The organism is Stenotrophomonas sp. S39 (genome assembly GCF_016624665.1).
Classification (GTDB): domain Bacteria; phylum Pseudomonadota; class Gammaproteobacteria; order Xanthomonadales; family Xanthomonadaceae; genus Stenotrophomonas.
This window is the reverse complement of record NZ_JACVTT010000064.1, coordinates 12,328-27,397: the sequence shown is the minus strand read 5'-3', so window position 1 is coordinate 27,397 and position 15,070 is coordinate 12,328. Positions and strand designations below refer to the sequence as shown.

Genomic DNA, 15,070 nt, shown 5'->3' with positions numbered 1-15,070 from the left:
CCGGGGTTGGGCGTCCTGCCCAACCCGCCCGAGGCATGCCTCGGGCCCATGCCGCTCACGCCCCCGCAACCGGACCCACCTCGCCTTCGACAGTTTCCTGCGGGCTGTTGGAATCTGCTGCTGATGGTGGGTGCCGACTGATGGTGGGTGCCGACCGTTGGTCGGCACGGGATGGGATCCTCATCCACGCGTGGCGTGGATCTACTGGCATCTATCTATCGGAGCGGCGCTCTGCTCTGGTGGGTGCCGACCGTTGGTCGGCACGGGGTCGATTCAATCGGAGCTTTCAGGCGCCGGTCGCCACCGGGCGGGTGCTGTCGCTGACCCATCCGCTCCAGGAATCGGCATAGATGCGGGCGCCGCTCAGGCCGGCGCTTTCCATGGCCAGCAGCAGGTGGCAGGCGGTCACGCCCGAGCCGCACATCAGCACGACACGCTGCGGGTCCTGGTTGCCGATCACGCCCTGCAGTTCTGCACGCAGTTCCTGCGGGTCGCGCAGGTGGCCGTCGAGAACGTTCAGGGCGAACGGGCGGTTGACCGCGCCGGGAACGTGGCCGGCTACCGGGTCCAGCGGCTCCACTTCGCCACGGAACCGCTCGCCGGCGCGGGCGTCGACCAGCCAGCCGGGGGCGTGCTTGAGGCGCGCGGCGATCTCGTCGGCCGAGGCCACCTGGGTGGTGTCGAAACGGCCCGGATATGGCGGCTGCGCGGGCACCTCGCTGTGGCCGGTGGCCAGTGCATGGCCGGCGGCCTGCCAGGCAGCGATGCCGCCGTCGAGCACGGCCACGCGGGTGTGGCCGATCAGGCGCAGCAGCCACCACAGGCGTGCGGCGGCCATGCTGCCGTCGCTGCCGTCGTAGACCACCACCTGCGTGTCCTGGCCGATGCCCCACTGGCCCACGCGCGCGGCAAACGCGTCACTGTCGGGCAGCGGATGGCGGCCATGGCCGCTGCGGCGCAGATCGGAAAGATCCTGGTTGAGATCGGCATGTACCGCGCCCGGGATATGCCCGGCCGCGTACTGCCCTGCCCCGGCCTGCGGATCGGCCAGGGCCGCGCGGGCATCCACCACGCGCACGGCCATGCTGGCGGTGGCGCGCGCATCAACCACGCGCACGCCTTCGCCCAGGGCGGCGGCCAGCGTGGCGACATCGACCAGGGTGGTCCACGGCGGATCGATCGGCTTCATTGCACTTGCTCCAGGCGGCGACGCAGGTTGTAGAGGATGGCCGCGGTGGCGCCCCAGATGCGCTGGCCAGGCCAGCCGTACTCCAGGACATGGCGCACGCGGCCGCGATGGTTGATTTCGACCTGGCGCAGGTTGTCGGCGGCCATCAGGTAATCCAGCGGCACCTCGAACACTTCGGCCACTTCACTGGGCTGCGGCACCGGCACGAAATCCGGATCGACCACCGCCACCACCGGGGTCACCCGGTAGCCGGTGATGGTGACGAAAGGATCGAGGTAGCCCAGCGCCTGCACCTGGCCCGGTGCCAGTGCGATTTCTTCCTGGCTCTCGCGCAGTGCGGCGGCGAGTGCGTCGCGGTCGTCGGGTTCGGTGCGGCCGCCGGGAAAGCCGACCTGGCCACCATGGGTGCGCAGGGTTTCGGTGCGGCGGGTGAGGATGACCTGGGCACCACCGGCACGCGGCACGATACCGGCCAGCACGGCGGCTTCCACCGGCGGGCCAGGCGGCAGCAGGTCACTCAGTTCGCTGCGGTTCCAGCCGTCGCCCTGCGGCGGTTCGGCCAGCGGATGCAGCGCGCGCAGCAGGCGCTCATGGTCGGCCAGTGAGCCACGCAGCGATTGCTGCAGTTGTTCGCGCAGGGGTTGCACGCGGTGCAGGATGCGGCTGCGTTCGCGATCGCTCATCGACGACCACCCTGCGATTTCATCGATATGCCGCCCGCACCCGGCGCACAGCCGGTTGTGATCCAGCTTGCACACGCCAATGCAGGGGCTTGCAACAACACGCGCCGGTTCTTCCGAAGTTTGCACCCTGCAACAGTAGCGCGAATGGCTGCGGTTGGGGACGATCACGACACGCGGATGGGCGGTAGAGTCGACTGTCAGTCGACGATCGCGCGCAGCGCGGTAAGAGCAGTCGACCAACGGTCGACTCTACCGGGTTGGCGCACGCGTCCCGCAGCGGAAACAGAAACGCGCCGGTGGAAGCCACCGGCGCGTTGTCTGCACTGCTTCGTTTTTTACTTGACGCTGACCAGCTTGACTTCGAACTGCACCGCCACGTTCGGCGGGAAGCCGGTACGCGGGTCGGCACCGTAAGCCTGGTCCGGCGGCAGGGTGATTTCCCACTTCGAGCCAGCCGGCATCTGCAGCAGGGTCTCGCGCATGGCCTTCATTTCGACTTCGCTGACCTTGATCGACGGAATCTGCTGGGCCGGGCGGGCTTCAGCCGGGCGCTGGCCGAACGGATACGGACCGGCCACTTCCAGCTGCACGGTGTTGGCCTGGGTCGGCTTGGCACCCTTGCCGGCTTCGATCACGCGGTACTGCACGCCGCTCGGCAGGGACTGCACGCCCGCCTTGGACTTGTTGGCCGCAATGAACTGGTCGCTCTTGGTCTTGTTTTCGGCAGCAGCCTTTTCGTACTCGGCCTTGGCGGCCTGGGCACGGCCCTGCTCGCGCTTCTGGAACGCTTCAACGGCCGGCTTCAGCTGATCGGCGGTGATCGCCGGCTGCTTCTTGGCGTAGGCGTCCTGCAGGCCCTTCACCACCGAGTTGATGTCCAGCTGCTCACCACGGGCGGTCAGCTCAGCCAGGTTGTTGCCGTAGTCGTAACCGAAGTAGTAGCTCAGCTTGCCCTTTTCGGACGAGACGTCCTGGGCGAAGGCATTGCCCGTCAGGGCCAGGGCCGCGACGGCGACCGCGATAGAACGCAACTTCATCAAACAGTTCTCCAGGGGTGGTAACTCAGGGACGTTCTGCGCCGCCCTGAGGCGACGGGTTAGGATACCGGCCACAACGTGTAACCGCTACTGACCACGCAGGCTTTGACCCGCCTGCGTTTCAAGAGTTCAATCTCACTTTTTTTTAACGTTCCAGGAGTTTTCCGTGGCCTCAGCCCCCGCCGACCACCCCGTCGCCGTGACCGATGACGGTGCCATCCGCACCCTCACCGTGCAGCGCCCGGAAAAGCTCAACGCCCTCAACGCGGCCACCCTGCAGGCCCTGGCCGAGGCGTTCAGCGCCGCGGCGGCCGACGCTGACGTCCGCGTGGTGGTGCTGACCGGCGCCGGCCCCAAGGCCTTCGTGGCCGGCGCCGACATCGCCGAAATGAACACCCTCAGCGCGGTTCAGGGACGTGATTTCTCCCTGCTGGGCCAGGCCCTGATGCGGCAGATCGAGCGCATGCCCAAGCCGGTCATCGCCCGCGTCAACGGCTTTGCCCTGGGCGGCGGGCTGGAGCTGGCCATGGCCTGCCACCTGCGCATCGCTGCCGATACCGCCAAGGTCGGCCAACCAGAGATCAACCTGGGGCTGATCCCCGGCTTCGGTGGTAGCCAGCGCCTGCTGCGCCTGTGCGGCCGCGCGGCCACCCTGGAACTGTGCCTGCTGGGCGCGCCAATCGACGCCGGGCGCGCCCTCGCGCTGGGCATCGTCAACCAGGTGGTGCCGGCAGCCGAACTGGACAACCGCGTGCAGGACGTCGCCAGGCAGCTGGCCCGCTCGGCACCGCTGGCCCTGCGTGGCCTGCTGGACGCCGTGCACGTGGGCGGCGAATGCAGCCTGGAAGCGGGCCTGGAATACGAAAGCGCGCAGTTCGGCCTGCTGTTCGCCACCGAAGACATGCGCGAAGGCACCAGCGCGTTCCTGCAGCGTCGCCCGCCGGCATTCCAGAACCGCTGACCCCATGGCATCCCGACCCAACCCCGCGCAGCTGTTCGCCCGGGTCCAGGCAGACGATCTCGATGGCGCCCTGCAGGCCGGCCTGATGGACTACGTCGCCGGCGAGGCCGACGCACGCTTGGTACCCGGCCACCCGGAACTTCCGCAGCGCCTGCTGCAGGTACAGCACGACCTGCAGAACGCCTGGGCCGCGCGTGAGCGCTATCGTGCGCGTGCCGTGCGCCTGGCGCGCCGCGAAGCCGAACGTGATGCACGTCGCACACCAGCGCCGGCACCGGATGTGAAGCCTGCGCTGCCCGCTGCGGCGGCCGCGATTCTCGCCCGGGCCAAGGCCCGCGCCGCAGGCAAGGAACAGTAATGGCCACTGCAAAGAAGACCACGCGCACACCCGCGCGTCGTGGCAGCGTGATGCCGCGCGCCGACGTGGTGGAAATGTTCACCCGCCTGCGCGAACTCAACCCGCACCCGAAGACGGAACTGGAATACAGCTCGCCGTTCGAGCTGCTGGTGGCCGTGGCACTGTCGGCGCAGGCCACGGACGTGGGCGTCAACAAAGCGACGCGGCGGTTGTTCCCGGTGGCCAATACACCGGCCAGTATCCTCGCGCTCGGTGAGGACGGCCTGAAGAAATACATCGCCACCATCGGCCTGTTCAACGCGAAGGCGAAGAACGTGATCGCCACCTGCGCGATCCTGCTGGAGAAGTACGACGGCGAAGTGCCACGCGATCGCGAAGCGCTGGAAGCGCTGCCCGGGGTCGGCCGCAAGACGGCCAACGTGGTGCTCAACACCGCGTTCGGCGAACCGGTGATGGCAGTCGATACGCACATCTTCCGCGTGGCCAACCGCACCGGGCTGGCGCCGGGCAAGAACGTGCGCGAAGTAGAGGACCGCCTGGTCAAGGCGATCCCGGCCGAGTTCCTGCTCGATGCGCATCACTGGCTGATCCTGCACGGGCGTTACGTGTGCAAGGCGCGCAAGCCGGATTGCCCGGGGTGCGTGATTGCCGACCTGTGCCGGTTCAAGGAAAAGACCGCCGCGTAGGGCGCAGGACAGGCATCCACGCGTGGCGTGGATCTACTGCAATCCGTGCGCAACCGCAGCGTCACATGCAAGCGTTTACATCGTCAGCCCCTGACGCGACGGGGCCTGCGGCGGATGCCTGCCGCGCGCGAACTGTCACATTTACGCAATCTTTACCTTTTAGCCTGCGCGCATCTTCCCACCTGCCTGCAAGGCTCCTCTCCATGAAACTGCATCACCAACTCCTGACGGTGGCCGTGGCTGCTGCGCTGTACGTGCCGGCTGCTCACGCTGAAGTCGCCATCGATGTGATCGGCGGTTCGGAAATCACCTTCGAAGGCCTGGTCCAGGCCGACGGCAACTGGTTCGACAATGACGTCGTGGACCTCAACGGCGGTGACGCCGGCAATGGCAAGGACAGCGAATTCGAACTGCGTCGCGCCGAGCTGGTGCTGAAGGGCAAGGGCCCGGGCAACGTGGAGTGGGTGGTCGGCTATGACGCCAAGGCCGACAAGTTCCTCGACACCAACGTGAAGTACAAGCTGCTGGGCAACGCCAACCACTTCATCCAGGCCGGCCAGTTCAAGCAGCCCAACAGCCTGGAAGAACTGTCCAGCACCAAGAACAACGATTTCATCTCCAAGGCTGCGGTCACCAACACCTACGCGGTCGCCCGCCGCCTCGGTGGCGCCTACAGCTACGGCCAGGACAACTGGTCGGTCACCGCCAGCGCCTTCGGCCGCGAACTGACCCGCAACCTGGCCCACGGCAGCGGCTACGGCGCACGCGGCACCTTCGCCCCGATCAACGAGAAGGGCCAGGTCCTGCACTTCGGCCTGAGCTACGTCGACTACGACGCCGACGCCGACACCCTGCGCGTGCGTGCCCGTCCGAACGCCGACCTGGCCACCGCGCGTCTGGTCGACAGCGGCAACATGACCGACACCGACCGCGTCAGCACCCTCGGCGCTGAAGCCATGTACTTCCAGGGCCCGTTCAAGGCCCAGGCCGAGTACTACAGCAGCAAGGCCAAGCGCTACGACCACGACAACTACACCAGCGACGGCTACTACATCAGCGGCGTGTGGAACGTGACCGGCGAAACCTGGAGCTACAAGGGCGGCACCCCGGGCACCGGCCTGCCGAACAACCCGGCTGGCGGCCAGTGGCAGCTGGGCGTGCGTTACGACCACATGGATCTGAACGACGGCAACCTGTCGGCCAACCCGGTGGCCGGTCGTCCGCCGATCGTCGATGGCGTGCTGGGCGGCAAGATGGACATCTGGACCGTCGGCGCCAACTGGTACTGGCGTTCGAACTTCAAGTTCATGGTCAACTACGTGATGGTGGACAGCAAGAAGTACAGCTCCACCGCCCGCGGCTTCGTCAACGACGATCCGAACATCCTGGAAGCCCGCGCGCAGTTCTTCTGGTAAGACCTGAAGCACGCGTTGCAACGAAGGCACGGCTCCGGCCGTGCCTTCGTCGTTGTGGGGCCCGCCGCCCTGCCCTCCGAGCGGTGGCGCCTGCGCAGCACCGGCGCCCGGGCAGTGCCCACGGCTGCTGCAAGGCTCGCTTTACGACCGTGCCGCGAAGGACCCACAGGCCCTCTGGCGCGGGTTCCGAGACATTCATGACGGGTGTCACGGTTGCGTCATATGACAGACGCGGGCGTGTCACGTAACCGTTATGGAATGTGCACCGAAACGTTGGGCAGCCGCCCTTCGACCACCCCAGGAGTCTCTCCCGTGATCCACGCCTTCAAGTCGCGCGCCGCTGTCGCCATCCTGGCTGCATCGTCCGTGTTTGCCGCCAACGCCGCCGATGTCACCGGCGCGGGCGCTTCGTTCATCTACCCGGTCATGTCCAAGTGGTCGGCGGACTACAGCACCGCGACCGGCAAGAAGGTCAACTACCAGTCCATCGGTTCCGGTGGTGGTATCGCCCAGATCAAGGCGGCGACCGTGGACTTCGGTTCGTCCGATGCCCCGCTGAAGCCGGAAGAGCTGGCCGCTGCCGGCCTGGCCCAGTTCCCGTCGGTCATCGGCGGCGTGGTGCCGGTCATCAACGTGGCCGGCGTTGCCCCGGGCGCGCTGAAGCTGGACGGCCCGACCCTGGCCAACATCTTCCTGGGCAAGATCAAGACCTGGAACGACCCGGCCATCGCTGCCCTGAACAGCGGCCTGACCCTGCCGAACGCCAAGATCACCATCGTCCACCGTTCGGACGGTTCGGGCACCACCTTCAACTTCGTCAACTACCTGTCCAAGGTCAGCCCGGAGTGGAAGACCAAGGTCGGTGAAGGCACCTCGGTCCAGTGGCCGGCCGGCATCGGCGGCAAGGGCAACGAAGGCGTCGCTGCCTACGTGAAGCAGATCAAGGGCGGCATCGGCTACGTCGAACTGTCCTACGCCCTGCAGAACAAGATGTCCTACGCGGCGATGAAGAATGCTGCCGGCAAGATCGTGCAGCCGTCGGACGCCTCGTTCTCGGCCGCGGCCGCCAGCGCTGACTGGGCCAATGCCAAGGACTTCTACCTGGTCATGACCAACGCCCCGGGCGAGCAGGCGTGGCCGATCACCGCCACCAACTTCATCCTGGTGCGCAAGCAGCCGAAGAACGTGGCCGGCGCCAAGGCGACCCAGGAGTTCTTCCGCTGGATCTACAAGAACGGTGATGCGCAGGCCAAGCAGCTGGACTACGTGCCGCTGCCGGACACCCTGGTCAAGCAGATCGAGACCTACTGGACCCAGAACCTGAAGTACTGAGCAAGGCGTTCCCCCGCAGGAACGGGGATCGGCGGGTCCTCTCTCCCCCGCCGATCCCAACCGGGCGCTGGACCTTCGGGTCTGGCGCCTTTCTGTTTTGGGGGATCCTGGCCCGACCCCTGCCCTTGCAGAGCCGAGCCCATGCCCGGCTGCTTTTCGCCTTTGTAGAGTCGAGCCATGCTCGACTACGGCCCGCCAGCCGAGCATGCGCTCGGCTCTACAAGAGCCCGCCGCGCGCATTCCAGCGCCCCGGACGGCGCCGGGCAGCCCCGCCACGGGGCCGCTGACCCCGTGAAACCCTTGTCAGAACGTGATGTCCGACACCTCTGTCATGGACGTCATACGGCTGTAACAAAAACATCATTTCATAGCCGCATCCGCCGACGACGTCGGCTCTTCCCCGCTATGGAGTGAACATGAAACTGCACTCGGCCGGCCTCGCCGCCCTTTCCCTGGCCATCGCCCTGGGCCTGTCGGCCTGCGGTGGCGACAAGCAGGCTGCACAGCAGCCGGCTGCCGACGCAGCCGCCGCCCCGTCCGCTGCCGGCGACAAGGTGACCGCCGAGGTCTCCGGCGCTGGCGCTTCCTTCATCTTCCCGCTGGTGTCCAAGTGGTCGGCCGACTACAACACCGCCACCGGCGCCAAGATCAACTACCAGTCGATCGGTTCGGGCGGCGGTATCGCCCAGATCAAGGCCGGCACCGTTGATTTCGGTTCCTCGGACAAGCCGCTGGGCAGCGACGAGCTGGCCCAGGCCGGCCTGGCCCAGTTCCCGTCGGCCATCGGCGGCGTGGTGCCGGTCGTCAACATCGAAGGCCTGGAAGCCGGCAAGCTGCGCCTGACCGGCGCCCTGCTCGCCGACATCTTCCTGGGCAAGGTCAAGACCTGGAACGACCCGGCCATCGCCGCGGCCAACCCGGGCGTGACCCTGCCGGACGGCAAGATCACCATCGTCCACCGTTCGGACGGTTCGGGCACCACCTTCAACTTCTCCAACTACCTGTCCAAGGTCAGCCCGGAGTGGAAGACCAAGGTCGGCGAAGGCACCTCGGTGCAGTGGCCGGACGGCGTCGGTGGCAAGGGCAACGAAGGCGTTGCCTCCTACGTGAAGCAGATCAAGGGCTCCATCGGCTACGTCGAGCTGGCCTACGCCCTGCAGAACGCCATGCCGTACACCGCCCTGCAGAACGCCGCAGGCACCTGGGTGCAGCCGAACGCTGAAACCTTCGCCGCCGCTGCTGCCAGCGCCGACTGGGCCAGCGCCAAGGACTTCAACCTGGTCATCACCAATGCCCCGGGCGAGCAGGCGTGGCCGATCACCGCCACCAACTTCATGCTGATGCAGAAGAAGCCGAAGGACGCCAAGCGCAACCAGGACACCCTGGCCTTCTTCAAGTGGGCCTTCGAAAACGGCCAGACCCAGGCCAACGAGCTGCACTACGTGCCGCTGCCGGCCGAACTGACCAAGCAGATCGAGGCCTACTGGGGCACCGAGCTGAAGTGATGGACCCGACGGTGCCCGCCCCGCGCGGGCACCGTCACTTCCACGTCGTGCCGCCCCCTTTCCTGGCCCTGCCGTCCCCATGAATGCCATCGCCCAGCCTGTAGCAGCCCCGTCCACGCGCGATGCGCGTGATGCCCGCAACGACAAACTGTTCCGATGGGTGCTGGTCGGCACCGTCATCTTCGTCCTGATCGCCCTGGCCTGCGCCGCGCTGTCCATGCTGTGGGGCGGCCGCCATGCCCTGCAGATGCAGGGCCTGAGCTTCTTCTTCTCCTCCGACTGGAATCCGGTCGAAAACAAGTTCGGCGCCCTCGCCCCGATCTACGGCACCCTGGTCACCGCGTTCATCGCGATGGTCATCGCCGTGCCGGTCAGCTTCGGCATCGCCTTCTTCCTCACCGAAGTCGCGCCGCGCTGGCTGCGTGGCCCGGTCGGCACCGCCATCGAACTGCTGGCAGGCATTCCCTCGATCATCTACGGCATGTGGGGCCTGTTCGTGCTGGTGCCGGTGATGACCGAGTACGTCACCCCGTTCCTCAACGAAACCCTGGGCGAATGGCCGATCATCGGGCCGATGTTCCAGGGCCCGCCGCTGGGCATCGGCATGCTCACCGCCGGTTTCGTGCTGGCCATCATGGTCATCCCGTTCATCTCCTCGGTGATGCGCGAAGTGTTCCTGACCGTGCCGACCCGCCTGAAGGAATCGGCCTACGCGCTCGGTTCGACCAAGTGGGAAGTGAGCTGGGACATCGTCCTGCCCTACACCCGCTCGGCTGTGATCGGCGGCGTCTTCCTCGGCCTCGGCCGTGCGCTGGGCGAAACCATGGCCGTGGCCTTCGTGATCGGCAACAGCGTGCGCCTGTCGCCGTCGCTGCTGGAACCGGGCACCACCATCGCCGCGCTGATCGCCAACGATTTTGGCGAAGCCACTGAAACCTACCGCTCGGCGCTGCTGCTGCTCGGCTTCGTCCTGTTCATCGTCACCTTCGTCGTGCTGGCCATCGCCCGCCTGATGCTGATGCGCCTGTCCCGCAAGGAGGGCAACTGATGTCCACCACCGCTGACTCCCTGTACCTGCGCCGCCGCATCGGCAATGTCATTGCCATCGCGCTGTCCTGCGCCACCGCCCTGTTCGGCCTGTTCTTCCTGGGCTGGATCCTGTTCACCCTGGCCGCCAAGGGCCTGGCCGGCATCAACCTGGATCTGTTCACCAAGATGACGCCGCCGCCGATGCAGGAAGGCGGCCTGGCCAATGCCTTCTTCGGCAGCGCGGTGATGTGTGCGCTGGCGATCGGCATCGGTACCCCGCTGGGCGTGCTGGCCGGTACCTGGCTGGCCGAGTACGGCAACGCCCGCAAGGCCGGCACCGTGGTCCGCTTCGTCAACGACATCCTGCTGTCGGCGCCGTCCATCGTGCTGGGCCTGTTCGTCTACACCCTGTACGTGATGCAGACCGGCGGCAACTTCTCCGCCTTCGCAGGTGCGCTGTCGCTGGCCTTCATCGTGCTGCCGGTGGTGGTGCGCACCACCGACGAGATGCTGCGCCTGGTGCCTTCGCAGATGCGCGAAGCCGCCCTGTCGCTGGGCATCCCGCAGTGGAAGGTGATCGTGCAGGTGCTGTACCGCAGTGCGTCGGCCGGCATCATCACCGGCATCCTGCTGGCGCTGGCCCGCATTTCCGGTGAAACCGCCCCGCTGCTGTTCACCGCCTTCGGCAACCAGTACTGGAACAACAACATCTTCCAGCCGATGGCCTCGGTGCCGGTGGTGATGAACCAGTTCGCCGGCAGCCCGTATGAATCCTGGCAGGTGCTGGCCTGGGCCGGTGCCCTGGTGCTGACTGTCTTCGTGTTGCTGGTCAGCCTTGCCGCTCGCGGCATCCTGCTGCGCAACCGTATCTCCCATGACTGACCTTTCCGTGGATAACGCCATGAACGACCTCTCCAACGCCGTGCCCATGCAGCGCATCGCGGTGCCGGCCTCGCACGAGAACCTGCACGCGCCGTCGCCGGTCAAGCTGGCCGCGCGTGGTCTGGACTTCTACTACGACAAGTTCCACGCCCTGAAGGGCATCAACCTGGAGATTCCGGAAAAGCGCGTGACCGCGCTGATCGGTCCTTCCGGTTGCGGCAAGTCGACCCTGCTGCGCATCTTCAACCGCATCTACGCCCTGTACCCGAAGCTGGAAGCGCGTGGCGAGGTGCTGCTGGACGGCGAGAACATCCTTTCGCCGAAGTACCCGATGAATCGCCTGCGCAGCAAGGTGGGCATGGTGTTCCAGAAGCCGGTTCCGTTCCCGATGACCATCTTCGAGAACGTGGCTTACGGCATCCGCCACCACGAGAAGCTGAGCAAGGCCGACATGGCCGACCGCGTCGAGCAGGCCCTGCGCCAGGGCGCGCTGTGGGACGAAGTGAAGGACAAGCTGGGGCAGAGCGCCCTGGGCCTGTCCGGTGGCCAGCAGCAGCGCCTGTGCATCGCCCGTGCCGTGGCGCTGCGCCCGTCGGTGCTGCTGCTGGATGAGCCGACCTCGGCGCTGGACCCGATCTCGACCAGCCGCATCGAGCAGCTGGTGGAAGAGCTCAAGCACGAGTACACCATCGTCATCGTCACCCACAACATGCAGCAGGCTGCGCGCGTGTCCGACTACACCGCCTTCATGTACCTGGGCGACCTGATCGAGCACGACCGTACTGAAGTGATCTTCTCGCAGCCCTCGCAGCGGCAGACCGAGGACTACATCACCGGTCGCTTCGGCTGATCGGTGTCGTCCCCTCGCCACATGTCCCAGCCAGGCGTGGCCTGGCTCTACCCGGATTGCAGACCATGAATCTTCCCAACGACCACATCGTCAAGAGCTACGACGAAGAGCAGCAGCGCCTGGTGGCCGAAATCGTGCGCATGGGCGAGATGGCTGTCGCCCAGCTGGAGGCGTCGATGGACGTCATCGAGAAGCGCGACGAGAACGCCGCCCACCGCATCATCGCCAACGATGAAGCCATCGACCAGCTGGAGCAGCAGATCAGCCACGACGTGATGCGCCTGGCCCTGCGTGGCCCGATGGCCCGCGACCTGCGCGAGATCCTGGCCGGCCTGCGCATTCCGGCCGACATCGAACGCATCGGTGACTACGCCGCCAACGTTGCCAAGCGCTCCATCGCGCTGGGCAAGGTGCCGCCGCTGCCGCAGATCCAGGGCCTGCGTGCCCTCGGCCGCCTGGCCGCGCAGCAGGTGCGCCGCGCCATCGCCGCCTACCGCGACAACGACGCCGAAGCCGCCATCGCCCTGCGCCAGGACGACGCCCGCCTGGACGCGCAGTACACCGCGCTGTTCCGCGAGCTGCTGACCTACATGATGGAAGACCCGCGCAACATCACCCCGTGCACCCACCTGCTGTTCATGGCCAAGAACCTGGAGCGCGTGGGCGACCACGCCACCAACATCGCCGAGAACGTGTGGTTCCTGGTGCACGGCGAGCAGCCGCTGCCGCCGCGCGAGAAGCGCGACGAGACGTCCAGCACCGACCACGTCTGATACTGCGCTGCAGCAGCGCAAGCGCCTCCGGAGGCCCCTGTCGGCATGACAGGGGCCTTTTTTGTACGCGCGATCCGGGCATTCATCCACGCATGGCGTGGATCTACTGGATACCGTGCTCCTGCCCCCTTCCCGCCTGCTGCAATCCTCACGCCAGCAGTAGATCCACGCCATGCGTGGATGCCGTGCGCGGCCCCCCCTTCCCGCCAGCGGCAATCCTCACGCCAGCAGTAGATCCACGCCATGCGTGGACGTGGTGCGCGGCCCCCCCTTCCCGCCTGCGGCAATCCTCACGAAAATTTGAGGTCTCGGCGAGGATTCCTTGAGTAGGATCGCTGCACCATCGTTTCACCCCGGGCGCCCGCCCACCACCCAAGGAGTACGACCGATGAGCAGTTCCAACAAGACCCTGTCCCTGCTGACCGCCACCGCCCTGGCTGCAGGGCTGGGCGTGACTGCCAGTGCTTCGGCCCTGAGCATGACCGACCTCGCCCAGGGCTACCTGGTGGCTGGCCAGGCGGCCAAGGCCGGCGATGCCAAGGCAACCGACGCCAAGACCGGTGACGCCGCCAAGCATGCCGAGGGCAAGTGTGGTGCCGACGGCAAGAGCGCCGAAGGCAAATGCGGCGCCGACAAGGGCAAGGCCAAGGCCGGCGCGGGCGCTGATGCCAAGGCAAAGACCGCCGGCGACAAGAAGGCCGCCGAAGGCAAGTGTGGCGAAGGCAAGTGCGGTGCCAAGCACTGACGCTGCCGCCAGCGTCGTTTCCCCGCGGCTGCCGCTTCCAGCGGCGGCCGTCGGGCTGGGCCTGCGGCGGGCACTGCTGCAGGACCTGCACGACGCGCCGGCCGGCGATTTCGATTTCCTGGAGTGCGCGCCGGAGAACTGGATCAACGTCGGCGGTCCGGCCGGCGATGCGCTGGACGAACTGGCCCGGCGCCATCCGCTGAGCTGCCACGGCCTGTCGCTGTCGCTGGGCGGCAGCGCACCGCTGGATACCCAGCTGCTGCAGCAGGTCGGCCGCTTCCTCGAGCGCTACCGCGTGCCGCTGTACAGCGAGCACCTGAGCTACTGCAGCGACGAAGGCCAGCTCTACGACCTGCTGCCGATTCCGTTCACCGATGAAGCGGTGCGCCACACCGCCGCCCGCATCGCCCGCGTGCAGGACCTGCTCGGCCGCCGCATCGCAGTGGAGAACGTGTCGTACTACCTGGCGCCGCAGCCGGCGATGGACGAACTTGCCTTCACCAACGCGGTGCTTGCCGAGGCCGACTGCGACCTGCTGCTGGACGTCAACAACGTGTACGTCAATGCCTGCAATCACGGCTACGATGCCGATACCTTCATCGCCGGGCTGCCGGCCCAGCGCATCGTCTGCCTGCACGTGGCCGGCCACCTGGACGAGGCACCGGACCTGAAGATCGATACCCACGGCAGCCCGGTGATCGACCCCGTGTGGGCACTGCTGGAACGCAGCTACGACCGCTTCGGCCCGCGCCCCACGCTGCTCGAACGCGATTTCAACTTCCCACCCTATGCCGAGCTGCAGGGCGAACTGCGCACCATCCGCCGCCTGCAGGGCACGTTGCGCGAGGCTGCCCATGGCTGATGCACCCGAGCGCCTGCGCGCGCAGCAGCACGCGTTCACTGCGCACCTGCGAGACCCGCAACAGGTGCCGGCCCCGGCCGACCTGGACCCGCGGCGGGTGGCGGTCTACCAGCGGCTGCTGTTCAACAACCTGCTGGGGCTGCTCGGCACGGGGTTCCCGGTCTGCGTGCGCCTGCTCGGCGAACCTGCGTGGGCCGACCTGGTGCGCCATTACTTCGCCCACCATCGCGCACGCGCGCCGCTGTTCACCGCCGTGGCGGCCGAGTTCGTGCAATGGCTGCAGGCACAGCCCGAGTTGCCGCACCCGGCACTGGCCGAGCTGGCCCACTATGAGTGGGTGGAAACCGACCTGTACCAGCGCGCGGCCCAGCCGCTGCCACCGGCACCCGGCGTCGACCCGCTGCAGGTCCCGCTGCGCTGCTCACCGCTGGCCTGGCCGCTGCTGTACGCGTGGCCGGTACACCGCCTGGGCGCCGACGATGCACCGGCCACCCCGCCCGCGGAACCCACCGCCCTGCTGGTCCGCCGCGATGCCGATGGCGTGGTGCGCTTCGCCCAGCTCAGCCCGCTGGCCGCGCACCTGCTGATCCTGATCGACGAAGCACCCGGCGCCAGCGGCCAACAGCAGTTACAGCAGCTGGCCACCCTGCACCACCTCGACGCCGATGCATTGGCCGAACCCGGCGCGCAGCTGCTGCTGCAGTTCCTGCAGGCCGGTGTGATCGGCCCGCTGCCCGCCGTGGCCTGATACCCCCAACGAGGA

At 67.1% G+C, this 15,070-nt stretch carries 16 protein-coding genes; 13 read left to right on the top strand and 3 right to left on the bottom strand.

The window, feature by feature from the left end; translation table 11 throughout:
• Positions 1 to 286 precede the first annotated feature (286 nt).
• The 3 genes from IAE41_RS15715 to IAE41_RS15705 all read right to left on the bottom strand — a co-directional run bounded on the left by IAE41_RS15715 (position 287) and on the right by IAE41_RS15705 (position 2,909).
• Positions 287 to 1,189, bottom strand: a complete 903-nt coding sequence (locus IAE41_RS15715) for a sulfurtransferase (RefSeq protein WP_200733746.1) — start codon at positions 1,187 to 1,189, stop codon at positions 287 to 289.
• Entirely contained in the window at positions 1,186 to 1,998 is an 813-nt protein-coding gene (locus tag IAE41_RS15710; protein ID WP_079225168.1) for a CoA pyrophosphatase, read from the bottom strand. Before IAE41_RS15710 ends, IAE41_RS15715 begins: the two co-directional genes overlap by 4 nt.
• A gap of 209 nt (positions 1,999 to 2,207) precedes the next feature.
• Complete coding sequence (locus IAE41_RS15705; protein ID WP_079221300.1) at positions 2,208 to 2,909, bottom strand: FKBP-type peptidyl-prolyl cis-trans isomerase N-terminal domain-containing protein; 702 nt, start codon at positions 2,907 to 2,909, stop codon at positions 2,208 to 2,210.
• 166 nt (positions 2,910 to 3,075) lie between these two features.
• Here IAE41_RS15705 and IAE41_RS15700 point away from each other — a divergent pair, with 166 nt between their 5' ends.
• The 13 genes from IAE41_RS15700 (at position 3,076) to IAE41_RS15640 (ending at position 15,055) form a co-directional block, all read left to right on the top strand.
• Positions 3,076 to 3,870, top strand: coding sequence for an enoyl-CoA hydratase-related protein (locus IAE41_RS15700; RefSeq protein WP_200733745.1), 795 nt, complete (start codon positions 3,076 to 3,078; stop codon positions 3,868 to 3,870).
• 4 nt (positions 3,871 to 3,874) lie between these two features.
• Complete coding sequence (locus IAE41_RS15695) at positions 3,875 to 4,228, top strand: hypothetical protein (RefSeq protein ID WP_079221298.1); 354 nt, start codon at positions 3,875 to 3,877, stop codon at positions 4,226 to 4,228.
• Complete coding sequence (gene nth, locus IAE41_RS15690) at positions 4,228 to 4,914, top strand: endonuclease III (RefSeq protein ID WP_200733744.1); 687 nt, start codon at positions 4,228 to 4,230, stop codon at positions 4,912 to 4,914. The genes IAE41_RS15695 and nth overlap by 1 nt, the downstream gene beginning before the upstream one ends.
• A 203-nt stretch (positions 4,915 to 5,117) precedes the next feature.
• Positions 5,118 to 6,329 carry an OprO/OprP family phosphate-selective porin gene (locus IAE41_RS15685; protein WP_108764606.1) on the top strand — a complete coding sequence of 404 codons (1,212 nt, stop codon included), beginning with the start codon at positions 5,118 to 5,120 and terminating at the stop codon, positions 6,327 to 6,329.
• A 312-nt stretch (positions 6,330 to 6,641) separates the two neighbouring features.
• Complete coding sequence (gene pstS, locus IAE41_RS15680; protein WP_079221295.1) at positions 6,642 to 7,661, top strand: phosphate ABC transporter substrate-binding protein PstS; 1,020 nt, start codon at positions 6,642 to 6,644, stop codon at positions 7,659 to 7,661.
• 416 nt (positions 7,662 to 8,077) lie between these two features.
• On the top strand, positions 8,078 to 9,166 hold the full coding sequence (gene pstS, locus IAE41_RS15675; protein ID WP_200733743.1) for a phosphate ABC transporter substrate-binding protein PstS: 1,089 nt from the start codon (positions 8,078 to 8,080) through the stop codon (positions 9,164 to 9,166).
• Between the two features lie 79 nt (positions 9,167 to 9,245).
• Positions 9,246 to 10,214 (top strand): phosphate ABC transporter permease subunit PstC, encoded by a 969-nt coding sequence (pstC, locus tag IAE41_RS15670; RefSeq protein WP_079221293.1) that lies wholly within the window; start codon positions 9,246 to 9,248, stop codon positions 10,212 to 10,214.
• Entirely contained in the window at positions 10,214 to 11,077 is an 864-nt protein-coding gene (pstA, locus tag IAE41_RS15665; RefSeq protein WP_079221292.1) for a phosphate ABC transporter permease PstA, read from the top strand. The genes pstC and pstA overlap by 1 nt, the downstream gene beginning before the upstream one ends.
• A 19-nt stretch (positions 11,078 to 11,096) precedes the next feature.
• Complete coding sequence (gene pstB, locus IAE41_RS15660) at positions 11,097 to 11,927, top strand: phosphate ABC transporter ATP-binding protein PstB (RefSeq protein ID WP_079221291.1); 831 nt, start codon at positions 11,097 to 11,099, stop codon at positions 11,925 to 11,927.
• A 65-nt stretch (positions 11,928 to 11,992) separates the two neighbouring features.
• Complete coding sequence (gene phoU, locus IAE41_RS15655) at positions 11,993 to 12,700, top strand: phosphate signaling complex protein PhoU (RefSeq protein ID WP_079221290.1); 708 nt, start codon at positions 11,993 to 11,995, stop codon at positions 12,698 to 12,700.
• A 388-nt stretch (positions 12,701 to 13,088) separates the two neighbouring features.
• Entirely contained in the window at positions 13,089 to 13,445 is a 357-nt protein-coding gene (locus IAE41_RS15650; protein WP_108759666.1) for a hypothetical protein, read from the top strand.
• Positions 13,432 to 14,307, top strand: coding sequence for a DUF692 domain-containing protein (locus IAE41_RS15645; protein WP_200733742.1), 876 nt, complete (start codon positions 13,432 to 13,434; stop codon positions 14,305 to 14,307). Before IAE41_RS15650 ends, IAE41_RS15645 begins: the two co-directional genes overlap by 14 nt.
• Complete coding sequence (locus IAE41_RS15640; protein WP_200733741.1) at positions 14,300 to 15,055, top strand: putative DNA-binding domain-containing protein; 756 nt, start codon at positions 14,300 to 14,302, stop codon at positions 15,053 to 15,055. The genes IAE41_RS15645 and IAE41_RS15640 overlap by 8 nt, the downstream gene beginning before the upstream one ends.
• The last annotated feature ends 15 nt before the right edge of the window (positions 15,056 to 15,070 follow it).